This window comes from Ktedonospora formicarum (assembly GCF_016587355.1).
GTDB lineage: Bacteria > Chloroflexota > Ktedonobacteria > Ktedonobacterales > Ktedonobacteraceae > Ktedonobacter > Ktedonobacter formicarum.
The window spans coordinates 636,095-659,212 of sequence record NZ_BNJF01000002.1 but is presented as its reverse complement, the minus strand read 5'-3'; the positions used below and the strand labels follow the sequence as shown (position 1 = coordinate 659,212).

18 protein-coding genes are annotated in these 23,118 nt (G+C 53.3%); 6 read left to right on the top strand and 12 right to left on the bottom strand.

Translation table 11 applies throughout. The features are described from left to right. Nucleotides 1-225 precede the first annotated feature (225 nt). Nucleotides 226-1,056 carry a DUF4097 family beta strand repeat-containing protein gene (locus K3T82_RS21835; protein WP_220195667.1) on the top strand — a complete coding sequence of 277 codons (831 nt, stop codon included), beginning with the start codon at nt 226-228 and terminating at the stop codon, nt 1,054-1,056. Between the two features lie 136 nt (nt 1,057-1,192). Here K3T82_RS21835 and K3T82_RS21830 read toward each other — a convergent pair whose 3' ends face one another. From K3T82_RS21830 to K3T82_RS21820, 3 genes are all read right to left on the bottom strand, one after another. Further along, nucleotides 1,193-1,621, bottom strand: a complete 429-nt coding sequence (locus K3T82_RS21830; protein ID WP_220195666.1) for a hypothetical protein — start codon at nt 1,619-1,621, stop codon at nt 1,193-1,195. 32 nt (nt 1,622-1,653) lie between these two features. Continuing rightward, complete coding sequence (locus tag K3T82_RS21825; protein WP_220195665.1) at nt 1,654-2,748, bottom strand: chromosomal replication initiator protein DnaA; 1,095 nt, start codon at nt 2,746-2,748, stop codon at nt 1,654-1,656. A 398-nt stretch (nt 2,749-3,146) separates the two neighbouring features. Beyond that, nucleotides 3,147-4,955, bottom strand: coding sequence for a cation:proton antiporter (locus tag K3T82_RS21820; protein ID WP_220195664.1), 1,809 nt, complete (start codon nt 4,953-4,955; stop codon nt 3,147-3,149). Between the two features lie 223 nt (nt 4,956-5,178). On the opposite strand from K3T82_RS21820, the gene K3T82_RS21815 reads away from it, so the two are divergent. Then, complete coding sequence (locus tag K3T82_RS21815) at nt 5,179-5,847, top strand: uridine kinase family protein (RefSeq protein ID WP_220195663.1); 669 nt, start codon at nt 5,179-5,181, stop codon at nt 5,845-5,847. Nucleotides 5,848-5,880: 33 nt separating this feature from the next. Here K3T82_RS21815 and K3T82_RS21810 read toward each other — a convergent pair whose 3' ends face one another. Beyond that, nucleotides 5,881-7,179, bottom strand: coding sequence for a dihydroorotase (locus K3T82_RS21810; RefSeq protein WP_220195662.1), 1,299 nt, complete (start codon nt 7,177-7,179; stop codon nt 5,881-5,883). Between the two features lie 250 nt (nt 7,180-7,429). Between K3T82_RS21810 and K3T82_RS21805 the strand changes: the two genes are divergently transcribed. Then, complete coding sequence (locus K3T82_RS21805) at nt 7,430-8,467, top strand: quinone-dependent dihydroorotate dehydrogenase (RefSeq protein WP_220195661.1); 1,038 nt, start codon at nt 7,430-7,432, stop codon at nt 8,465-8,467. A gap of 161 nt (nt 8,468-8,628) precedes the next feature. On the opposite strand, the gene K3T82_RS21800 is transcribed toward K3T82_RS21805, so the two are convergent. The 5 genes from K3T82_RS21800 to K3T82_RS21780 form a co-directional block, all read right to left on the bottom strand. Further along, nucleotides 8,629-9,630 carry a MarC family protein gene (locus K3T82_RS21800; RefSeq protein ID WP_220195660.1) on the bottom strand — a complete coding sequence of 334 codons (1,002 nt, stop codon included), beginning with the start codon at nt 9,628-9,630 and terminating at the stop codon, nt 8,629-8,631. Between the two features lie 134 nt (nt 9,631-9,764). After that, complete coding sequence (locus tag K3T82_RS21795; RefSeq protein ID WP_220195659.1) at nt 9,765-10,049, bottom strand: hypothetical protein; 285 nt, start codon at nt 10,047-10,049, stop codon at nt 9,765-9,767. After that, nucleotides 10,046-10,666, bottom strand: coding sequence for a MarC family protein (locus K3T82_RS21790; protein WP_220195658.1), 621 nt, complete (start codon nt 10,664-10,666; stop codon nt 10,046-10,048). Before K3T82_RS21790 ends, K3T82_RS21795 begins: the two co-directional genes overlap by 4 nt. 611 nt (nt 10,667-11,277) lie before the next feature. Further along, a complete protein-coding gene (locus tag K3T82_RS21785) occupies nt 11,278-12,030 on the bottom strand; it encodes a MarC family protein (RefSeq protein WP_220195657.1) in 753 nt (250 codons plus the stop codon). A 624-nt stretch (nt 12,031-12,654) separates the two neighbouring features. Beyond that, nucleotides 12,655-13,617 (bottom strand): TIGR03560 family F420-dependent LLM class oxidoreductase, encoded by a 963-nt coding sequence (locus K3T82_RS21780; RefSeq protein WP_220195656.1) that lies wholly within the window; start codon nt 13,615-13,617, stop codon nt 12,655-12,657. A 161-nt stretch (nt 13,618-13,778) separates the two neighbouring features. Here K3T82_RS21780 and K3T82_RS21775 point away from each other — a divergent pair, with 161 nt between their 5' ends. Together K3T82_RS21775 and K3T82_RS21770 are read left to right on the top strand one after the other, a co-directional pair. Continuing rightward, nucleotides 13,779-14,723, top strand: coding sequence for an AraC family transcriptional regulator (locus K3T82_RS21775; protein WP_220195655.1), 945 nt, complete (start codon nt 13,779-13,781; stop codon nt 14,721-14,723). Nucleotides 14,724-14,844: 121 nt separating this feature from the next. Continuing rightward, a complete protein-coding gene (locus K3T82_RS21770; RefSeq protein ID WP_220195654.1) occupies nt 14,845-15,249 on the top strand; it encodes a VOC family protein in 405 nt (134 codons plus the stop codon). Nucleotides 15,250-15,335: 86 nt separating this feature from the next. On the opposite strand, the gene K3T82_RS21765 is transcribed toward K3T82_RS21770, so the two are convergent. The 3 genes from K3T82_RS21765 to K3T82_RS21755 all read right to left on the bottom strand — a co-directional run bounded on the left by K3T82_RS21765 (nt 15,336) and on the right by K3T82_RS21755 (nt 21,416). Further along, nucleotides 15,336-17,552 (bottom strand): Nal1-like putative serine protease, encoded by a 2,217-nt coding sequence (locus tag K3T82_RS21765; RefSeq protein ID WP_220195653.1) that lies wholly within the window; start codon nt 17,550-17,552, stop codon nt 15,336-15,338. A gap of 203 nt (nt 17,553-17,755) precedes the next feature. After that, nucleotides 17,756-18,202, bottom strand: a complete 447-nt coding sequence (locus K3T82_RS21760; RefSeq protein ID WP_220195652.1) for a VOC family protein — start codon at nt 18,200-18,202, stop codon at nt 17,756-17,758. Between the two features lie 139 nt (nt 18,203-18,341). Continuing rightward, nucleotides 18,342-21,416, bottom strand: a complete 3,075-nt coding sequence (locus K3T82_RS21755) for a winged helix-turn-helix domain-containing protein (RefSeq protein WP_220195651.1) — start codon at nt 21,414-21,416, stop codon at nt 18,342-18,344. Between the two features lie 423 nt (nt 21,417-21,839). Between K3T82_RS21755 and K3T82_RS21750 the strand changes: the two genes are divergently transcribed. Further along, the gene (locus tag K3T82_RS21750; RefSeq protein WP_220195650.1) at nt 21,840-23,075 is read left to right on the top strand and encodes a winged helix-turn-helix domain-containing protein; all 1,236 of its coding nucleotides are present in this window, start codon (nt 21,840-21,842) and stop codon (nt 23,073-23,075) included. The last annotated feature ends 43 nt before the right edge of the window (nt 23,076-23,118 follow it).

Sequence of the window (23,118 nt, the reverse complement as noted above, 5' to 3'; positions counted from 1 at the left end):
AGATAAAAGAATTCATGGAAGAAGGATGTATGCAATCTGAGCAGCAGTTTGATGATAGAAGAAATAGCAATACCGATCCGCGTGAGCAGCATGAAGATCCCCGAGGCCAGTGAATCGTGACCCACGTGAGCAGAGCGTAGATGCGTATGGTTATCGTGAAACGAAGGCGGATTATATTCAACCCCCCAGCGTCAGCGTCAGCGTGGGCCGAAGTTTTTGGGCCCTTTGATAATTCTTATTCTTCTCTTGATGGGGGCGGGATGGCTTTTCAGCGGGAGCCGCTATTCACTAAATATTAGTAGTAGCGTATTGCCTACGCATACATTCATGGTTACAGGTAAGGACGTCCTGCATGTCAAAAGCCCACGTGGTGATATCCGCATTCATGAGGGGCAGGTAAATACCGTTGTCGTGACGGCAACCAAGCGGACTCCTATTGTCGGTAATTTTGGCGATAATTTGAAAGTTGATTATAAGCAAACTGGGAATGACATTACCGTTGAGGTTGAGGGAAACAGCGGTGGGCTATTCTTCAACTCCGCTTACATCGATCTCGATATTACTGTTCCCACTGAGAGCGATCTCGATGTATATGATTCTTCTGGTGATATTACTGTGTCCGATATTAGTGGGCTGGTTAAGGCCGAGACCGGGAGTGGCGACATTGATGTCTCTCGCACACAGGGAACGACAACACTTAAGACCGGTTCGGGAGATATAGAAACCAGAGATACGAATGGATCGGCGAATATTCAAACCGGATCAGGAGATATCACGCTTCGAGATGCGCGTTTAGAGGGAGAGAGTGTTCTTCATAGTGGCAGCGGTGATATTAAGTTTGATGGCTCGCTTGCATCAAATGGTGACTATACCATAGAAACTGGAAGCGGCGATATTAATCTTGCCTTGCCCGTTGATTCTTCTTTACAACTCAACATTGATTCCAGCAGTGGTGACGTTGATAACGACTTTCACACTCGATCCATTGGCGATGACCCGCGTGCACCAGTGTTTATTCACACAGGTAGCGGTGATATTAGCATCCATGAACAGTAATTGCCCATCATGCTGTTAGGGGCTTGGTGAAGAGTGAATGGCAGCGAAGGCAATAGAGAGAGAAGGAGTGCTACCCCCTGCTATGGGTAGCACTCCTGATGGTATAAATCCACTCCACAAAGCCTTAAACAAGGCTCTAGTTTACCTTCTGAATGAAGAGTGAGGCATTCACAAAGTCGGGAATATTGTCATTCGGTATCTGAAGGTAGATTGATTGGTGCAGGCGATTCCGTAGCGTGACATAGCTATTGGCGTTGAGATTGACGAGTACATAACCAGTGTTCTGCTGATTGTAGTCATTGGAGATGTACGTGGAACCGTCAATCTCGTCCTTGCCATTTAAGAAAAGGCTGAACACATCAGGACCAATGCTTGATACCGAATACAGGATCACATACAGACCAGCATTTGTCACGGTAATTCGCTCGGGGCTGGCTGTCGTGCTGTGAACAATTCCTGACGTAAGCTTTCCGTTTGTCGTGAAAGCGATGTCTCCTTTGGCTGGCACAATCTGGCGACCAGTCGTAAAGACATAGCCAGATTCACCACCACTCGCGAGAGGCACTACAGGCGTATCAGACGCGTCTGCCTCCTTTATCAGATTGGTTGCGGCTGCATAGCCTTGAAGGCTGGGAGGAGTGGGACCCGAGAAGCCATAAGGCCCATGTGAGGCTGGGAAACCACCGGGATAGCCATAGCCCGGATACCCCCCAGGGTAGCCGCCAGGATAGCCATAACCCGGATATCCCCCACCAGGACTTCCAGGATAGCCCCAACCAGGACCACCAGGGTATCCTCCACCGGGATATCCAGGATAGCCCCAACCAGGACCGCCAGGATACCCCCACTGGAACCACCAGGGAATTGTGGTCCATTAGAGCCACTAGGGGTAACAGGTGTTCCTCCTGGCCCCTGATTACTTGGATCAGGATTGCTTGGAGTCGGATAACCAGAATTGCCTGGATTTCCCGGGTTACCAGGATTACCTTGACCGGGATAGCCAGAGTTGCCTGGGCTACCTGGATTGCCGCCAGGATTTCCAGGATAGCTGGAGTTACCAGGGTTTTGAGGACCGCCAGGGTAGCCAGGATTGCCATTGGGTCCCTGAGGATTGGGGTAGTTGGGATAGCCCGGGTTTCCGCCAGGGGTTCCGGGATAGCCTGGGTTACCAGGGTTAGGGTAGCCCGGATTACCAGGACCTTGAGGACCAGGATTCCCGGGATAGCCAGAGTTGCCTGGGTTCCCAGGATAGCCGCCAGGGGTTCCGGGATAGCCTGGGTTCCCAGGACTTTGAGGCCCTCCTGGATAACCAGGATTGCCATTAGGCCCCTGAGGATTGGGGTAGTTGGGATAGCCTGGATCACCACCAGGAGGACTCTGAGGATTGGGGCTGCCCGGGTAGCCAGGATTGCCACCGGGACCTTGTGGACCAGGATAGCCTGGGTTCCCAGGGCCTTGAGGCCCACCAGGGTAGCCGGGGCTTTCACCGCCAGGACCCTGAGGCCCGGGGTAACCTGGTGTGCCAGGGCCTTGGTGTCCTGGGCGCTGTGGGGGCTGCCGATTGGGAGGCATTGGTCTGTTTGGCGGTCCAAATTGCGCGTTTGGCTTCGCGTTCGGCGCAATCAAATCGCAAGCTTTGTCATTGGCAGATGTGTTGTCGGATTGCAGCTTATTCAGTTCTTCTTCCACCATTCCACCTTCTTCCCAGGTAGGATCTGACGCTGTGAGTTCATCGTCAAATCATCTACCACTGAGGTCTTATACGAACTAGAGACCAGCCTGCTGCTCCCCCGATCGAAATTTTTAGAAGCCTTGAGCTTGAGCCAACGTCAGGCCCCATTGCTCAATCGTTCTGCATACCGCTCTAAAAGGTCGCAGCGTTGCTATCGTAACTAGCATTCGCGGTCAATATTTCGTATAAGGTGTAAACAACACTATCTTTTCAATCTATAGAAGCAAAAAAGCTTCTACGTATAGTATGCCACTATTCACTACACTATTGCAATAGTGACTGATAGGATATTTATGGCTACCCAGAAATAGGTTGAGTAGTTACTTCATTATGCCGCTTACCTGATGCTTAAGGAGAATTAGTGGGCGAGAGGAATGCCAGATTCTTTCGTCTCCGTGGCCGCCAGTTGGTAGTTCTGGAGTGCTTTTAGTGCCTCTTGCTCCTGCGAATCCTCTTGTTTTGCCTCATAGCGTGCGCTGCGAACAGCATCTGTGTATGTCAATATATCGTGTTCTGGATAGGCAAGTTCAGTGAGCGAGAGGCGTACCATCTCTAAGCCTCCCTCTAGCTCAGGATGAATAACATGCTGCGCACCGAGTGATTGTAGATGCCCAACACCATCTTTTGTCGTGGCTCGAACGACAATTGGTGTGTTTTGGCTCTGCTTGCGCACCTCTTTAACAACCATCTGCGCGTGGACCTCGTCGGGTAGAGTGACAATGACCATCCGAGCGTCCTTCACCTGAGCATGTGAGAGAATCTCCGAGTTGACCGCGTCGCCATAGAGGATGGAGACGCCCTTTTCGCGTAGTTTGAGTAGCCGATCAATATTGAGGTCAACAACGAGCAGAGGAATATCAAGTGTACGCAAGACGCGTACGATCTGTTCCCCCACGCGCCCACAGCCTACAAGTACGACATGATCGCGCAAAGTGCTGGCTCCTGTTGAAAGACCCAGCGAGTTTGTGCGGCGCTCCAGGAGCCGCCAGAGAGCAGATATGGCCTGAACGCGTTTTTCGGCCCATGGAAGAGCTCGGAAGAGGAAGGGATTGATGGTAATAGAAAGGATCGCGCCCGCAAGCAGCAGGGTATATTGCTCATGCTGAAGCAAACCCAGAGAAACTCCCGCTTCACCAAGAATAAAGGAGAATTCACCGATCTGTCCGCGACCAGCCGCGAGAGTCAGCGTCGTCTTGCCTGACCAGCCGAAAAGGAGCCCTGTCAGGAAGGTCACTACATATTTGCCGATGATGATACATACTGTCCAGACCAGGACAATTGGTGCGAGCGTCCAGAGTTCCAGAGGATTGACGAGCATACCAACGGAAACGAAGAAGAGGACGGTAAAAATATCGCGAAATGGCGTAATCTCCACTTCGACCTGGGAGCTTAGTGAAGATTCGCTGATGACAACACCTGCCAGGAAGGCTCCCAATGCCAGTGAGACGCCAAAGAACTCCGAGGAGATAATAGCCGTGCCCACGGTCACCACGAAGAGCGCGACGATGAAGAGTTCGCGCGAGCCTGATTGGACCAGGCGTAGCAAGACGAAAGGCAGAACGCGTGTTCCCGCGACCAGCATAATCGCGGCAAAGCCAATTGTCTTGAGCAGAGCTATGCCCACTGTCTGCCAGACTGGTTCGCTGCTTTTCGCGGCGAAGATAGGTAGTAGAACGAGGAGTAAAACGGTAATGATATCTTCCAGCACCAGCCAACCCATGGCTGCATGCCCCTGAGAGGTATTGAGGAGGCCACGATCCATCAGGTTGCGGAGTGTGACGACGGTGCTGGAGATGGCTATAGCCAGGCCCATGAGGATACCCTGAACGATGTTCCAGTTCCACCATGAGCCTATAAGCAAGCTCAAGCCAATAATAAGCACTATTTGTAATATCGCGCCTGGGATGGCGATGGCGCGGACTTCCCACAGTTCACGTAATGAGAAATTGAGGCCAACGCCAAACATAAGGAAGATCACGCCTAGCTCAGCCAGTTGTTCGATGAGATTTGAGTCTCCAATAAAGCCAGGAGTAAATGGACCGATTACGACACCTGCGAGCAGGTAACCGATCATGCTCGGAAGTTGAGCTTTGCGCGCGAGCCAGCCACCGACGAATGCCAGGGAGAGCGCGACAACGATATTGATAATGAGAGGGAGATGCTGCAAATCGTGCTCCTTTCGCGTAGTGTAGAAGAGATTACCTGATTGTACAATTTTAGCCTGAGACGAAACTAAGAGGGTCTGTATTTTTTCGTAATGGATAGACAAATGCTAGAGAGATTGGGTAGAATACATCTGTTTGCAAAAAGATTTTCTGGTGTCAGAGTATGTTTATGGCACCAGTCTATGAGTTTGCCTACAGATTGCCATTTGTAAGGAAGGAGATGCCATGTTATCGATGCCCCCTCTGCTCGAATGCGTAGATGCTCTACCATTGAAGAGAATTTATCTCATCGCTGGTCCCGCCGCGTCGGGGAAAACTACCTTTGCTACGACCCTGGCGCGGCATATGCGTGCTACGCTACTCTCGATGGACCATTATTATCTTGATGAGGATGTGGTGGTGAAGGAGTATGACGAGAAATATGGAGTAATGCCGCAGTGGGAGAGTCCAGATGCATATGATGTGTACAGAATGCGAGAAGATATTGACGCCCTACTAACCACTGGCTCCGCCACCATTCCAAGTTATAGTTTTGTCCATAGTCGTCGCGAGGGCTATCAGGATATGTGTCTTGATGAGGACCAGCCCCTTATTATCGAGGGCCTATATGCTATCCGCTTTTCCGGTATCTTGAGCGAGGAGAATGACTCAATGCTCAAGCTGTATATCCATGCTGAGACGGAGGAGCGCCGGGCCCGTTCACACATCCGAGATGTTGTTAAGCGTGGCAAGCCGCTTGCAGACTTTGAGAAGCGCTATCATTTTGTGGATTTGGGAGAGAAGCGCTGGGTGCTCAGACAGATGCATGACGCGGATTTCGTGATCGAATCGACGAATGAGAAGCGCTATGGCTTCTTTCAGAGGGATAGTGAGGTGTCGCACGCGGAGGTATGATGCCTGACAGGGCGCCATACCTCCGCGCGTGGCTTACTTGCTGTATCTGATCGCTTTGCCACTGCCCGCTGTAGAGAGACAGTTTCCCTGGTTATAGGCCAGATTTCCGCGCAGGTAGACTTGCTGGATCTGACCCTTGATTTTCGTGCCAGCAAAGGGGGTCCAGCCGCATTTCGAGAGCATCTGGTCGTCCGCAAGCACATACTCATGATTGGGATCAATCAGCACAATATCGGCATCTTTCCCTATTTCGAGCGTGCCTTTGTCCTTAAGGCCGAAGATTTGAATTGGATTGGTAACACAGCGCTTGACCACCTCTTCAAGCTTGACCCGGCCCGAACTGGCTGCGTTGAGCAAGAGTGGTAGCATGGTCTGTACGCCGGGCATACCAGAAGGGGCTTGAGAATAGGGCTGATCCTTCTCTTCGCGCGTATGGGGGGCGTGATCGGTGCCAATCGTATCGATATCGTCGAAGTAGCGCCAGAGGGCCTCCCGATCATCTCGGCTGCGCAGAGGTGGGTTGACCTTGCCAAAATTTCTCAGTCGATGCTGATCCTCCTCGGTCATGAAGAGATGGAGAGGTGTAACCTCGCAGGTCACGCGCACTCCCTTGCTGCGTGCTTCCTGAATCAACTCTAATTCGCGCCAGGTTGTCGTGTGAGCCACATGCAGGCGTCGTCCGGTTTTTTCAGCGATAGCAATAGCGCGACTGAGCGCGATCTGAGCGCTCAGGGGTGGGCGAGCCTGATTGTGATCCTGTAAGCCCATGCCACCAAAGTATTTAAGGGATTGCTCATCTTCTGCGTGAACGGCGATGGGTTTATCGAGTGGGAAGGTCGTAAAATGGCGGTAGATAGGCGAGAATTCCGTGACCAGTAGCGTTCCAGTCGAGGAGCCCATATAGAGTTTCATGGCTGCAACCTCGCCAGCAACTGATGCTGCCTCCTCGATATTGGTATCAGTTGCGCCGAAGTAGAAGCCGTAGTCGACAACAGCTTTGGTTGCCACGTGAGCGGCCTTCTGTACAAGATGGGCGCGACTATCAGTTGGAGGCTGTGTATTGGGCATATCGAGGACTGTTGTCACGCCTCCGGCGAGCGCGGCGAGTGTACCTGTGAAGAAGTCTTCCTTCTGGGGTGCGCCGGGATCGCGGAAATGGACATGCGAATCGATAAATCCTGGTAGGACGAGGCGCTCGCTGGCTTCGACGACTTCCTCATCTTGCTCCGGCGCGATCTCCGGCGCGATCTCGGTGATTGTCTCCCCACGCACCCGAATGTCCAGGCGCGCAGTTGCTCGGTGTGTGACCACTATGCCTTGACGAATCAACATCGTATCTAACAGCTCCTTTATGTTTACAATTACAGAGGGATGGCTTGTTTCCTGAAGCCCGAATTGCTAATATACTTGAAAGGTAACCATTCAGATTAGATAACCCTCAACACTTTATGACCCCGATGTGCTATCGAGGGTCGTGAGTTGTACTCAAAACCTGTATAGGGATAAGGGATGTTACCTTAAAATTATATCTTGAAATACTGCGCTGTTGCTTGCTGAGTTTGAGAAGAGAGAAGTGCCTCCAATGTATAAAGCTATTATCCGTCCGACCATGTACCGCGCGTGGGGTGGGGACCCTGAAACTATGCATCACTGGATGATGGATCGCCTTGCGTTTATATCACGCTTTCAGGCGCTACTAAAGATCATAGAGGTGGCGAATGCCTATAAAGCGCCGGGGCTGGAGCGCGAGGTGTTTGGGGTGCGCTTTCCCAATCCGGTAGGGCTCGCGGGAGGATTTGACAAAAACGGGGTCGCGCTTCCGGCTCTGGCAGCGCTGGGGTTTGGCTTTATTGAAGCAGGCACAGTCACTCGTCATAAGCAACCAGGCAATGAAAAACCGCGCATCTTTCGCATTACAGAGGACGATGCTCTCATTAATCGCATGGGCTTCCCAAATGAGGGGGCTGATGCCATTAGCGAGAGATTAGCAAAGGAGCCCACGCCCTCTATCCCTATTGGCTGGAGCATCGGCAAATCCAAGATCACCCCCCAGGATGAGGCCATCGACGACTACCTCTATTCACTACGCAAGCTCTATCCATATGCAAATTTTTTCACCATTAACGTTAGTTCGCCCAATACGCCCGGCCTTCGCCAGTTGCAGGATAAAGAGCCATTAGATCGCCTTTTACAGGCTGTGGTGCAGGAGTCAGAGTCCATTGCGACCAAGAGTGGTGTAAACGCGAAGCCTGTTCTGGTGAAGATCGCGCCAGACCTGAGCGAGGAACAGATCAATGATGTCATAGAGGTTTGCCTGAGTAGACGTGTGCGAGGGATTATCGCCACGAACACCACCCTTACCCGCAACGGCCTGAGTCGCGACATCGGCGAGGCAGGAGGTTTGAGTGGGCGACCGTTACGAGCTCGCGCGCTAGAGGTTGTGAGCTATCTCTGCAAGAGGCTGGATGGAGCCATCCCGGTTATCGGTGTTGGTGGTATCGCGAGCCCTGATGATGCGCGACGCATGTTCGATGCCGGAGCGAGCCTGATCCAGATCTATACCAGCTTTATCTACGAAGGCCCTGGCATCATGAAGCGTATCAATAAACAGATCCTCTAGTTCCACACTCTACAATCCTCCAAAAAGAGAGAAGGCACCGCCCACGTCGTGTGGACGGCACCCCTCTCGGGTGCGCGCGGACCTGGGCAGGGACTCCGAATGGAGTACCCTTCAGTCCGCGCCAGTGTTGGAGTCTCTGCCTTAGAGGACTCCGGTAAGGGTCAGCCTCCTCCCAGGAGGTTCTTGGCTCCGACGATCAGGAAGTCGAATCCATAGACCAGCATGAGCATCATGGTGAGCAGGTTCAGGTTGGCCTTACCCTGCTCCTTGAGACGGCCCGTGATCTTCGGCGTGAAGATCATGGCGAGCATCACGATCAGGAGAGCGGCGGCGATCGCCGCACCCAGGGCCGCCAGTGGCACGACGCCGTGCGTCTCGCTGACTGCGCCGATGACGAACGTCATGGCTCCCGGCCCCCAGATCACCAGGAAGGCGAGCGTGAAGATGATCGCGTGCAGCGTCAGCTTCTTCTCACCCCTGTTGGGCAACCGTTGCTCGTGCCGCCTCAGGTCGAGGCGCGCCTCGAACCGAGGTGTGCCAAGAGTCACCTTCGAGGGGTCGCCCTCCCCGCTCTTGGAGAGGTCGATCGGCACCGTCTGCGCGTATCCGAACGGGACGACGAGGCGCCTGAGAGCACCAAGGACGACGCCCCCACCGTTGATAATTGGCGGGTAGGGCACGTTCTGGACCTGAGCCTGGTTCGCCAGGAGGTTCTGGATGTTCTCCAGGTACTCCACGATGAGCGCCAGGTGGGCCATGAAGTTCACCCAGTTCTCCTTGAGAGCCACCCAGAGCTTCTCTACGAGGATCTCAAGGCCCATGATGATGAACAACAGACCCCCCGCCGTCCGCAGGGCTCCGATCGGGATGCCCAGCAGTTTCAGGGCGTACGGGCCGATCGTGGCGCTGAAGAGCGCCATCATGGCGACGTACACCATGACCCGGATGATGATCCTACGCACCTGCTGTTTGCTGAGCTCCCGGGTGTTGGCCCAGAAGACGAGCATGATGCTCGTCACGTCCAGGATACCCACGAGCTGAAAGAAATTGGGGGTGAACACCCCCACCGCCTGTGCGGGAATGAATTTCATCCCCGCGATGATGGCGACCGCAAGGACTGCGGTTGCCGTCACGCCTACTACGATTTTACGGCTAAGGGACACCGTACTTCCCCTTCATCGGGACGGATTAGTTTAGTGCGCGCATCGGTGCGCGTATGCCGTTGCCTGGCGCGGGGGCCGCCCTAAATTGGCGGCATCCCCGCACCACATAATGGCTAACGGTTAAGCGGAGGCCCTCACGCCGGGAGGACCCCCATCTGACGGAGCGTCAGCACCGCCGCCCTCACCACCATGGCGGTGAAGTTGTTGGCGAACAGATAGAGCCCGATCGCCAACAGCAGGGCGCCGTTCACCTTGTTGATGATGAACAGCGTGGACGGCTTCAGCTTCGACATGAGCGTGGCCCCGAAGCGCAGGGCGATCCAGAGGATCACCAGAGCGCCGATGACGCCAGCGGCGAGACCCAGTTCCTGAGCCATACTCGTGTAGCTGCCGAGCGCCGTGATCAGCGCGGCGTTCACGCCGGCTCCCCGATGAATGGGAAGGCCATCGGTACGGCGGCCCACGTCAGCAGTTCGGCCACCTGCTGTGCGGACGGCTCCTGCACCTGCTGCTTCTGCACGGGCTGGTTCTTGCGGAGCTTCCCCCGCCCGGGGGCAGGCTGCACCTGCTCCACGATCTCGCTACCCCCGCGGAATTTCAGCTTCCACCGGGGAGTGGGCTCAGGCTCGGGCTGCTCCTGGACGGGAGCTGCCCTCAGCAGACCCACCAACGAGTTGAACTTGCCAGACGCGAAGGCGCGGACGCGCTCGCGCCGGGAGAGCTCGGGCTCGGGCTCGGGCTTGTACTTGGCTCGGAACATCAGATAGCCCTCGACCGAGAAGGCGACGCCTCCGACTGCACCGAGTGCTTCGATTGGCAGACCAGCCATCTGAAGGAAGTACGGGCCAATGCCGACACCGATACCGATCGCGATGAAGCTTGCGACCACCATCCTGCGGGCGACCTTGCTTTTGACGAGCTTGGGCATGGATGCGGTCTTCTCGATGAACATCGGGACGACTGCGAAGATTCCCAGCATCATGACAAGCATGCTGAAGATGTGGGAAGCCGTTCCGTAGAGCGTCAAAGGATTCACGGTTACTCCCTGGGAGTCTAGGTCTTACCTTATGTGGGCGCGCGAACATTCGCGCAGGTGCTACTTTGCCTTGCCTCCTTTATTCACTTCTTTGGATTTGGGTCTATTGCCTTGGGCTGGATGCAATGATCCCGCTTGTGGTAGACCCGTTATGGAGGTGGTACGTGGTTTGGTCGTGACACCTCGCGCAGAAACCTTTGTATGGCCGCGACGGTGGATGGGCTCGGCTTTAGATTGAGCGTGATACGCTCAAGATCCTTGTCTTCGAGCTCAACTCTGCGCTCATTCAGCTCCAAAATGGAGACAGCGGCGGCAAGAGGTGGCGAAGACTTCGGGGGCGAACCAGACCTGGGTACCCCGAATACACTGGCTAACATTATAACCAGTGTAACACCTTCGGCTGGACCGAAAATGATTTGGTGGAACTGTAACAAGCATACAGTATGAGTATTCCAAATAGCAATGTCATTTCACGACAATTTTGTCCCTATATAGGGACATATTCAAAAGACGAGCGTATGCAGAGGATAAAAAAGGAAGGGTGCGTGGTACCGTCGATGTCGACGGTACCACGCACCCCTAGCTTCCACCCATCTGGAGAGGTTGATCCGTTAGGCGAGTTCCGGGTGCAGAACTCCCAGGATGATCCTGGTGACTCCGGCGACGGTGCCGTTGATCCCCAGAAGGAGCAGGACGAAGCTGGCGATCTTGTCGAACGTGAGCCGCCCGTTGTAACTGAGCGACCCCATGATTCGGGGCGTGTTCAGCAGCAGCGTGAGCAGGATCACGAGCAGGGCGAGCACCGCAAGCCCCAGGTCGAGGTACTGGGCCATGTTGTTGTGCTGCACCTTGCCCTCCGCCGTGATGACGGAGGCCAGGAAGGCCGCTCCCGCGAGCTTCGGGAAAGCGACCGGGATCGATGCCTGCCGCATCAGCGCGGCCTCCTTCTTCTCCTGGTGGCGCTTCAGCAGCTTGGCCCTGGCCTCCTCCTCCAGGCATGCCAGGCGCTTCCGGTGGCGCTTTGTGTGCCACCAGCGTCGCCGAATCGTCAGCTCAGGCTCGGGCTCGGGCTCCTCCTTCGACAGCATCTTCGTGAGAGCGTCGATCAGGAAGATGACGCCTCCCGCTGCCTGAAACGCCCCGAGGGGCAGACCGAAGGCGGAGGGGATGTACCTACCGATCAGCACGTCTCCTATCGTGATGATCATGCAGACACGAAAGACTTTCCAGGCGAACTTCTTCGCCATTTCACGCCGAACACCCTTGATGGGTTCCCCGGCGATCAAAGGCACAGTAATCATCCCGAACGCCAGCATGAGATCCCTGAGGAAACCCCAGAGTTCCACTGGATTGATGATGGACACGATTGGCTCCTTAGCCGTAGAGCAGATGGGTGGTTGGGTCTTTCCTTGAGGCGCGTAATCGCGCCCGTTGTGCTACGTTGCGATCCTTCTGGTCGTCGTTGAGTCAGGCGTGCTTGAGACAAGAGCTTGCCTATGGACAAACCTGTCCAGAAGGATGAGGATATTTTTCATGCACCTCGCGCAGAAATCGCATTTGAGATGCGACCGCAACGGTGGATGGGCTCCGCTTTGGATCGAGCGCGACGCGCTCAATAACCTTGCCTCCAGGCTTCCTTCGCGCGCATTCCGTTCCTAAATAATTAGCTCGGCGGCAGCAGGTGGGAATACGCAAGGAGGCTTCGGGGCGAGCCAGGTGACCCTGAGACCCCGAAATTCCGGCTAACGATTGCTAAGAGCTTATGCGAAAACCAACGCCGGAGGCGCACTCAGGTTTCCGTATAAGGCGTTAACCGAAGCTTAACACAACTAACGAGATTACGTCAGTCGTGCAAAAATAGATGTAGCAAGCATACAGTATATATGTGGTGAAGATCAATATGCATCTGTCCCCACAGGGGGACAGATGCATGCCAGTTTTGCCGCAAGTGACGCTTGCGCCTTTAGACGAGGCCGCTAGGGGAGGAATTAGTTGAGCTTGCTGAGAACGTGTTCGGCAAAGTGCTGGAGTCGTGGGAGGTCATCGAGATCCATCCATTGCAGCATGATCTCTTCGGCACCTGCTTGAGCGTAAGCCTGGATCTGATATAAGGCCTGCTCAGGCCCACCAGTGATGATCTTACCGGAGGCATTGAGGGTCGCAATAGCCTCTTCAAGTGGGCGCCCAGCAAGTTCCAGGTCTGAGAAGCGAGGCTGAAGCAACCGTTCCGCCTCCTTGAGGTCGCGTCCATAGGTGAGGTTCGTCATAAATGTGCGCTTGACATCGGTTGGTTTACGCCCCTCTTGTGCGATTAGAGTATCTAGCAAGGTTGTGCGCTCCTTAAACTCGGGGGCTGAGATGGAGACGGCATTCCAGACGTCGGCATAGCGCGCGGCGAGTGGTAGAGTACGCTTCTTTCCATTTCCCCCAATAAGGATGCGTGGGCCACCAGGTCGCTGGGGGCGCGGTAGTAGGGTCGCGCCGCGAAGTTGGTAGAATCGCCCCTCGAAGGTTACAGGTTCGGTGCTACGGAAGAAGCGCGAGACGACTTCCAATCCTTCCTCAAAGCGTGCCATGCGAGTCGCGATATCCCCAAGTGGGTAACCATAGATATGGTGCTCACGTTCCTGCCAACCTGCGCCGAGCCCGAGCAGGAAGCGTCCGCCGCTCAGATCGTCGATAGCTGCAGCCTGTCGCGCCAATAAGAGTGGGTCGCGGAAGGAGAGAGGCGCGACGAGGGGTCCGAAGTGGATTCGCTTTGTATTGCTTGCCAGATATGCCTGTGAGACGACCATTTCGAGCGAATCTATGTCAGGAGGTTCGGGATTGGTGAAGTGGTCCGAGCGGAAGAGTCCCGCAAAGCCAAGAGCCTCGATCTCGCGTGCCAGAGTTTGCCAGCGCTGCCAGTTGAGACCGTTCTGTCCCTCAATCATGATAGAGAGTGCAAGCATGAATGTCATATTCTCCTTATATAAATATTGTCTTTTCTTGTTATTAAGAACCTATTTATACTGTATGGCTATTCCCCACTCTTATCATGCAAGAGCTTTCATACCTATGAAGATGCTTGAAGATATCGTGGTATACTCTGATGAGAAAGGGGATCTGTGACATGAATGAGCCGATAAGGGCCACACAGTCTGTATTGTCGCGCGAAGACAGTAGTAGACTTACTGAGCCGCTTCTCTACTTGTCCAGTGCAGAAGCAGGTTGGGAAGGAGTATTTGCCCAGGCTTTTCATGAGCCAGCAGAACTGGAGGGTTGGGTCACCTCGCGGCAGTCAAGTATCTCATTGATCATGTTTGATGGTGGTGCGATGCACATAGAGCGACGTCGTGCAAGTGGAAATTGGCGTGGAGCCTACCTTCGACATGGAGATTTAATGCTCCAATCAGGGGAGCCGACGACCTATGAGTTGCGCTGGAAAGGTCTCTCATCAACTTCTACGCGAACCCTTCACCTACAGTTAGATCAAGATTTACTGACACGTACCGCTGTCGAGGTTGCTGACGCTAACTTCACGCGCCTGACCCTGATGGACAACTCTGGTTTTCAAGATCCCCTCTTGACGCAGATAGGCTTTGCGCTCTGGCACGAACTAGAGCAGCACGCCCCGGCTGGTAAACTGTATGCGCAAACTGCGTCGCAGATGCTTGCTGTTCACCTTCTACGTCACTATACTTCAGTGGGTGAGGCTATTAGAGTTCCCTCTCAAGGTCTGACCTCCGCGCAATTAGGGCGCGTGACAGACTTTGTGCGGACTCACCTCGGCCAGAACCTCTCACTGGAGGCGCTGGCGCAACAAGGTGGTTTTAGTCCCTATCATTTTGCGCGCCTGTTTCGGCAAACCACTGGGGAAAGCCCACACCAATTTGTGTTACGTCAGAGGATTGAACATGCTCAGCAACTTATCCAGACCTCGGATATGCCTCTGGCACAGATCGCATTGGAGAGTGGATTCGCGAACCAGAGCCACCTCACTCAAACCTTCAAGCGCTATATCGGTCAGACCCCACACGCCTTTCGACAGCGCTTCACCATTAACGCAGGTTTTTGATAAAAAACGCACATTTCTGCAAGATTGCTGCTAGCCTTTCGCTTTATCATAGGAGCACGACGTTGGTAACAGACCTATATCCAACTTGGTGCAATCATGTAAATGCGAAAGGAATAAAGTTATGGCGCTAAATCTCTATATGGTTGGTTTGATTTCCCAGGACATGAGCAGGTCATTGGATTTCTACCGGCGGCTTGGCGTTGCCATTCCTGATGACAGTGAGGACAAGACTCACGTCGAGGTCAAGATGGGGAATGGGTTGACCTTCTTTCTGGATTCGATGCCTGCACGCTGGGACCCAGGATACGTTAAGCCTCACGGTACTGAATATACGGAAATGTCAAACAACTATTCTTCGGTTCTTGAATTCTATTTAGAGGATCGAACTGTTCTAGATGCGAAATATGCCGAACTCACCAGCCTGGGATATCAAGGCCATCGAAAGCCTTATGTCACTTCTTTTGGAATGTACTTCGCGCTGATCAAGGATCCTGACGGTAATATGATTCTTCTCTCAGCAGATTAGAAAGATGTTTAAAGCATATCCTAAGTTTGAGCCTCAACTTGGGGTATGCTTTAAACGTCTTGAGTACCGCTATGCTAAATGGTGAGTCAAGAGTGGCTGCGAGCTGTAGCGCTGGCGGTCGCAGGTTCGAGGGCCTGGGCGAAACGCTCATCCTGAAGGCGATAAGATGGAGCGAAGTTTGGATCGGTATAGAGGTCCTGTAGCGTCTTGGTTGGGATCTCCTTCAGGTCGCTTTTGGCAATGACTTGTTCACCATTGCCTTCTTGCCAGGCCGACTCCCAGATGGAGGCCAGGCATTGAACCCCATTAGCCAGGAGTTGTTGTGTGGTATCACCAAGTTTCTGCCACATCTCCGCGAGCCTATCGGCTGAATGAGCGCTAGACACGTAAGCTTCGATGATGGTTTCGGGCGGAAGCTCGCTCCAACTCCGGCGCATGAGATTCATGCAAGCGATAGCTGCTTGCTTGCCACCTGTAAATGGTGGATTGAGTATGACGCTGGATAACTTCTGATTGACGCCAGTGATGAGTTCTTCAGTGAAGCGATCCAGCAATTTTGTTTCGTAGGCGCTATGCACGCCTTTCTCTGCTGAATTGTCAGGATGCCCATCATGGAGGAATGAGGCATGGAGTGGCTGGCTTCCGTCGCCAACATAGTGAGCCAGGACACCAGCGGTACAGACGAAGCGCGCGACATCCTCTTCCTTCAAGGCTGCGACCATCAGATTGTATAATTGCCAGACGCGGAAGAGCAGCGAGCCGCGCTTTTCCCCCATGTCCAGGCTATCATAGAATGCATTCCAGGTCGCGATATCCAGATTTTGTGAATCCTGGCAGAGATCGAGCAGTGTTTTACCACTGAATTCTCCCATCCCTTCCTGGTCCACGTCGGCGAAGTGGTTCGCCGAATCCTGGGGGCGGCTTGTACGCCAAACGAGGTCTGCGACATCAGCCAGGGGTGTGAATTGCCCATGCCCATGGACATGAGAATTTCCAGTGATGAGAGCGTGGTCCCCAAAGGCGATTGAGTCCCGGTTCTTGCTCATTAAAGCCTTGAGATTTGGGGATTGGACAAGGTCACACGCGCTCCCACCAATCTTATAGTGTCCTACCTCGCCCCAGTACTGGCGATGACCAGTATGCCAGTTGGGGACCAGATCGACATCCAGTTCACGTAAGACTGTGCTCAGGCTGGTTGCCAGCGCGAAGCGAAACTGTGATCGGCTATGATCCTGCTGAAAGACATGACCACCCCATTGTAAACCCAGTGGGCGCAAAATTGGTATAGTATCTGGCTTCGGCTGTTCGAGAGATGAATCGAGACACCAGATAGTACCCGAATCGCCGGGTATGGTCTGAAGAGGGGATTGCCCTGAGCGAGAGCCGATGAGCAGATCGCTAATGTAGTCTGTGCCACCTACCGAATGATAGCGATAGAAGAGCGCCTGAATCTCTCCTTGCATGAAGCCGGAGGCAGCGCCAAATGCGCGGACGGGCCAGCCGATGATATCCAGCGTAATTGTTTCGGGAGTCAGATCGATGGGACGCCCTAGCTCTCCCAGACCAAAGATCTGAGCGGTCCAACTTTTGACATCATCAATTCGGATGAGGCCGGCATCAATGTTGATATGCGACGAGGTTGCTGACCAGTCAGGATAGACCGCCTTGAAGGGGAGTTTCCCAATTTGATGGTGGCTTGCCTTACCAATAGATGCGCGCTGACCGTCTACAACGGTATACACAGGTGTGCCGGAATCACCACAGACATGCTGATTGGTCAGGGCATAGATCTGATTGCCATCAGTAAGCAGACAGCCAATGGAGCCGATATGCTCACGCCCCTGGATATCGGTTAAAATCGGATAACCGCCTCCAAGCAGATCGCGAGAGAATGCGATGTCACGGAGAGGTGGAGATGCTTGCTGTATTTCCTCCGCCAAGATCACACAGGTGGGAACTACCCGCCCATCAGGCAGGTAGAGATAGCGTGGCACAACCTGATCGGGATCGGCCTCAACAAGTTCTTGCTGAGTCTGCCATCTATTAACAAAGACCAGCACGCAGGGCCAGGACCAGGGCTGGACGATGGTATTTTCCAGCGTTCGTGGAGGTGAATCGCTGCGATGACGCCAATTTTTATGTGGCAACTGATCGCTGGCATCGGCGTCTTCCTGCCGGATACGATACAATCCAATAGCGGTAGCGATCACATTATCCAGATGTGCGAGGTGAACATGGTAGGCTTCACGCGCGTCCAACAGGTCACGAATAGCAAGCGACTTAAAGCTCCTCTTTGGTTGCATAGAATGCCTCTCATAATATCTTCTCGCTGCTGACCAGCAAAAACGAGTTCAAAGTGTTCTATTAGCGATACTTGTAATCATGCATATTGCTTTGTTTAACATGCACTTTCATCTGGAAGAACGGAGAAATATATATACTTTGGGGTATAGGTATGTGGAGAGGCGAGCACACTATCTATGTGTGCTCACCGGAGCAGGACTATTTAGGGTTGGGTCCAGATGGCTTCAAGCATAGTGCCGTTGTTATCAAGAAAGGTCAGACTACGCAGCCCACCGAAGTCGACGATGTCGCTAAAACGTGAGCCGTGTTGGCGAAGGCGCTCACGTAATGCGAGACCTGCCTCCTCGTCAGGCAAGGTGAAGGCGATATGTTGGATAAGACCCGCCATGATCGTATCTGGTTGCTGCCATGTGAGCGATTCTGGCAATGGTGGCATCTCTGCATTGGTTGACTCCCAGACATGCAATCCCCAGGCCCGTGTCGTGCCAGGAGTGATGAAACAATGGCGCGTCTTACCGCCGCGAGCTTCGTGTATCTCGCCGATCTGCATACCAAGCACATCGCGGTAGAAAGCAATGGTCGCATCGAGGTCGCGCGCAATAGTCGCGACATGGTGAAATCCCTGCCAGGATATATTGTCTAATGTCATATGATAACCTCCTGAAATGCTAGCGAAATGCTCTTCAGTTGAGCATCTGAGGTGAAGTATAGGAGGTGAGTGCATGAGGCTACATCCTCTGGTTGGATGATTGTACTGGATGATGATAAATAGGTATGGAGTGGGTTAGTTAGATGAGTCCATGAAGGCGTGCCGCCTCGCTTGCGGAAACGCGATTATTTACATCTAGTTTACGATAGATGCTCTGGACCTGAGTGCGAACCGTATTAACAGAGACAACTAGCTCACGTGCGATCTCAGGATTTGTGCGACCGGCGACAAGCAGGCGTAGAACGCGTGATTCCTGCCCACTCAGCGGCAGTGGTGGCGATCCAGAAATTTTTGGTGTGCCTTGTGAAGATGAAAAATAGCTCAGAAGCCTCTGTATAGTGATTTTCAGCACCTTCTCTGACTCATGTGCGACTATAGAGCGCAAGACACCAGCCACCGCTTCACCCTCATCAAGGAAGAGGCGCTTAAAGCCCTCGGAACGCACGAAGGGCAGGATGTTGCGGAGCCACTGTCGCGCTTCGTGCGCTTGCTTTAGCGCGTTATGGGCCAGGGCTATAAGTATCTGGATTTCCAGTGCTCGTTGAACCCGACCCGCCTCTTGTGCTGGATTGAGGAGGTCCATGAGTTTGATAAGAGCCTCCTGGGGGGCACCGCTCATGATAAGGAGACGCGCACACAAGATGGATGCTTGTTCCTGGCGAGCAGGTATAGAAGTGGGCGTGAGGTTGTTTAGATTGTCCAGGGAGAGATGTGCCGCAGCTAGATCCCCTACGGCCAGAGCGAGTCTGGCTTGCCAGAAGAGTATCTCGCGGTAGATCGAAGGCGAACCATTGGACCGCATATGAGCGAGGTGCGTAGTGAGTCGTTGCCGCGCTTGCTCTTCCTCTCCGCGTGCAAGTTGAATGCGCGCCAGTAAGATCTCTGCATGCGCGATATGTCCCTCATGTGAGAGTTGTCTTCCAAGTGTGAGAACCTCCTCAGCCTCTTGCCAGGCTGTGTTAAGGTCATTCCACTCATAGGAGAGGGAAGCCAGTCCCAAAAGAGCGTACCCTGCATCATCAAGATCCTGGCGCGCTCTGGCCTGGGTGAGAACCTGATTATAATACTCCCGAGCCTGATGCAATTCTCCCTGATCGAAGCAAATGCCACCGAGCATGTTTGCGGTCGCGCGCAGAAAATAATGATTTCCATTATCCTTGCAGAGCGCGCGAGCGTCATGAAGCGCCTGGCGCGCGTCATTGAGCTGACCAAAGTGGAGTTCTTTGCGCGCCAGGATGCTCAGGCTGAGGCTCTGCCAATCGCGCTCTTTGTATGGCAAAAGCGAGAGTGCCTGACGGGCGTAAAGCTCCATGCCCATGAAATCTTCCTGCCGCCAGGCGACAAGCGAGCGGAAAGAGAAGACCATCCCAAGTCTCTGGTCATCCTTTTGTTCCTCAAAGGCATACTCCGCCATGTTGAGCAAGTCCTCGATACGTGACATTGTTGCTGGCGTAAGGCGATTGGATGTCACAAAGAGCTCAGAAGATGCATAGTTTAGGCAGAGCATAGGATGGCGCGCTAGCAGAGTCTCTGGCATCTCTTTTAGCCAGCGGTGTAGCGTGTGGTATTCATGAATTTCATTAAAGCTCTCGGACTCAAGTAAGAGGTCAATGAGGTATGCCGCGCGTTCCCAGTCACATGCATTCAGGGCGGACTCAATCGATTCTGTGAGCATCCCATGCTGCTCATACCACCGGCTAGCCCTGGAATGAAGGTCGCGTAGAGTGGTTGCTTCCAGGCGGCGGTGAGCTTCATACCGCATAGCCTCGGCGAAGAGGGTGTAATATCGGAACCATGACTCGTCCAGCCGCTCCAGAAAGAAACCACCTTGATGGAGTGTGCTCAAGAGGCGAGCACTATCACAATCTCCCGTAATGGCGTCGCAGAGTGAACCTGTAAGGCGGGTGAGCACGCTTGTGGCAAGCAAGTATGCTTGAAGTTGCTCAGATTGTGTATTGAGTACCTCAGAGATAAAGTATTCCAGAACGGGTCGTTGACTACCTGTGAAGGCCGCGAGCGCTTGCTCCGCATCTTGAGGTAGGGAACAGTGTTGAAGCGTGAAGGCAAGCAGGCGCAAACCAGCGGGCCAGCCCTTCAGGCGTGCTTCAAGCTTTAGCAGAGATTCTAGAGAGAGAGGGAATGAGGTTGTACGTGCAAAAAATGCAGCGATCTCCTCAGGTGAGAAGCGCAGATCGGTGGTATTCAATTCATCCAGGTCAGCGGTAGCGCGTAGGCGAGCCAGTGGAAATGGTGGTTCACCGCGGGCAATGATGATGAGGTGCAGCGACGGAGGTATATGCTCAAGCATAAAGGCAAGCGATTTATGTATGGCTGGCTCATTGATAACGTGAAAATCCTCCAATATGAGTAAGCCTGGACGTATGCAGGAATTAAGGAAGGTAGTCTGTACCTCCTCCAAATGGGTCTGTTCAAAAGGGACGGTCTTGGAGAGTAGTGCGATCACCGCCTTTCCCTGGTCTTCCAAAAAAGGCTTACAGGCGGCAGTCAGGTAGTGCCAGAAGCGAATGGGGTCATTATCGCCGTGATCTAGTGAAAGCCAGGCGACTTCTACAGAGGCCGTTTCGGGCTGACTGGCTCGAAGACCTGCTAGCCATTGTCCCATGAGAGTTGTCTTCCCAAAGCCTGCGGGTGCCGAAAGTAGAGTAAGTTTGCGTTCGAGAGCGCCATTGAGGCGCGCCAGCAAGTGTTTACGCGGGATAAGTGACGAATGTGGCTGAGGTGGTTGAAGCTTCGTTGAGAGCAATAGCCCTGGTGATGAGAGCGGTACATCCAGGGAAGATTGTGTTGGTGACTGAGAAGCTGTTGGAGAATTGTTTGTCAGTGCTCGCGCAACTTCCTCCAGATGTTGTATGTTCAGGTTGTGAGAGTGCCCTAGATATTTCTTCAGCATACGCTTTCCCTGGCGCTGGTAAGCGTACCAATAGCCCTCCTCGCCTCGGGGCCTGTGCTCCTTTAGCACGTTTATGCGCCCATTTTGACCGTGAAAAGCGAACGAAGTATGTATATGAAGCCATGCGAACCATGCCTCCTCGTTATCCTTTAGAAGAGGTTTCTGCTTGGCATCTCGCTCAATGAGGCGATAGTTTGTCTCCTCTGGCGACCAGGCTAGAATATACCTGACAAGTTTCGGCATATTATGTCCCCCAATTCCTTGCTACCCAACAAAGTAGCATGGATGATTATACCTCACTTGAGATAGCAGGAACAAGTGCTACCCAACAAGTTTGATGAGGAGAGAGAAGGCTGAGTGTGCCCTGGCAAGATCAGATGTGGTTACCATTTTCACAGGGCAGAAAAAGAATCCCTCCCCATCCAGTGAATACTGAGGGAGATGCGAGTTTGTCGAGCAGGTTGCGATTATGCTTGAAGCGGACCATGATTGGTACGGAAGAGCGAAGCAGGAAACCCAGTGGTAAGCATTGGAAGCTGTCACGTTTGTGGTAATCGGGAAGAAGTTCATATTTGTAGTTGTAAATCATAGTAGGGGTCTCGCGATGGAACGAGGTTCTATATTATTTCAGACTGGTCTGGTTGCGAGGCTCTGCGAGAGGTCATCATGCTAAATATCGATATTGATGTAGCCCGCCGCTTCATTCTTGGTAAGCAGGGCTTGTGGCCTGGACGACGCTGGCGAGGCTTGGAGGGAACCGAGCAGGCAATGAATGCAATTGAATATTTGCAGCTAGACCCATTGCAAATCATTGCTCGCAGCCAGGATATCACTCTTCACAGCCGAGTGCTCGATTATACTCCTGGCTTGTGGGAGGATGTAACGTATCAGCAGAGGAAATTCTTCGATTGGGGCGGCTGGCTGGCTGTCCGACCCATGAATGAGTTGCCGTATTGGCGCGTGATCATGCGCCGCGAACGTGAGATCAGCGCGCGGCTCCGCACCACAGCCAGCGATCACGCGGATGCCATCGTCGAAATGCGAGCCGCTTTACATGAGCGTGGCATCGTGAGCAATCGTGATTTTGCTATGGCGACGCGCACACGCACGCAAAACTATCGTGGTCGAAAGGATAGCGCGCTTGCCTTGTATTACCTGTGGCGTACGGGTGAAGTGATGACGCACCATCGTGACCGCTTCGAGCGCGCCTATGCACTGGCCGAAAAGGTCGCGCCCGCGCATCTTCTTTGTGAGGGCGACGAAGTCGAGACTGATCGTTTTTTACTCAAAAAGGATATCAGCTTTAGCGGCCTGTGGCGGCTCAATCGAACGAACGATTCGTTCCAGCGTGGTGATCCAGCTCAAATAGCGAAGCTGCTTGAGCAGATGGTGGCTGATGGGGAACTCATCGAGGTCAAGGTTGATGGCTGGAAGATGGCACACTACGCGCTTGGGAATGACGCTGACGCGCTGAGTGATCTAAGCGCGGGACGTGTGCCCGGGTCCTGGACGCCATTGGAGACAACAACGACTGAAGAGGTTGTCTTCCTTGCACCCCTGGATCATGTTAGCGCGCGCGGACGAGCCAAAATTGTATTTGGCTTCGACTATATTTGGGAGGTCTATAAGCCTGTACATCTGAGGAAATTTGGCTACTATACATTGCCTATTTTGTGGGGTGACAAGCTCGTCGCGCGTTTCGATAGCAAACTCGACCGGGCGACCAATACCTTTGTCATCCTGGGTTTGTGGTTAGAAAATGAAAATCTGGGTAACAATGAAGCATTTGCCGAGGCATTAGCCCGTGGATTCACCCGCTTTATGCGATTTCTTGGTGTGGATAAATTGAATGCCACAGCAATTCGTGAACCGTTGCTACATCGCCGAATCTGCTCTTTATAAGTACATATTGGGACCTCTATCTCGAATATAAACATGTACGTGT

Excerpts from the sequence above, each read along its gene's own strand:
- K3T82_RS21825 (WP_220195665.1), bottom strand. The coding sequence starts at position 2,748 with ATGGTGGAAGAAGAACTGAATAAGCTGCAATCCGACAACACATCTGCC.
- K3T82_RS21815 (WP_220195663.1), top strand. The coding sequence starts at position 5,179 with ATGTTATCGATGCCCCCTCTGCTCGAATGCGTAGATGCTCTACCATTG.
- K3T82_RS21810 (WP_220195662.1), bottom strand. The coding sequence starts at position 7,179 with ATGTTGATTCGTCAAGGCATAGTGGTCACACACCGAGCAACTGCGCGC.
- K3T82_RS21805 (WP_220195661.1), top strand. The coding sequence starts at position 7,430 with ATGTATAAAGCTATTATCCGTCCGACCATGTACCGCGCGTGGGGTGGG.
- K3T82_RS21780 (WP_220195656.1), bottom strand. The coding sequence starts at position 13,617 with ATGCTTGCACTCTCTATCATGATTGAGGGACAGAACGGTCTCAACTGG.
- K3T82_RS21775 (WP_220195655.1), top strand. The coding sequence starts at position 13,779 with ATGAATGAGCCGATAAGGGCCACACAGTCTGTATTGTCGCGCGAAGAC.
- K3T82_RS21770 (WP_220195654.1), top strand. The coding sequence starts at position 14,845 with ATGGCGCTAAATCTCTATATGGTTGGTTTGATTTCCCAGGACATGAGC.
- K3T82_RS21765 (WP_220195653.1), bottom strand. The coding sequence starts at position 17,552 with ATGCAACCAAAGAGGAGCTTTAAGTCGCTTGCTATTCGTGACCTGTTG.
- K3T82_RS21760 (WP_220195652.1), bottom strand. The coding sequence starts at position 18,202 with ATGACATTAGACAATATATCCTGGCAGGGATTTCACCATGTCGCGACT.
- K3T82_RS21755 (WP_220195651.1), bottom strand. The coding sequence starts at position 21,416 with ATGCCGAAACTTGTCAGGTATATTCTAGCCTGGTCGCCAGAGGAGACA.
- K3T82_RS21750 (WP_220195650.1), top strand. The coding sequence starts at position 21,840 with ATGCTAAATATCGATATTGATGTAGCCCGCCGCTTCATTCTTGGTAAG.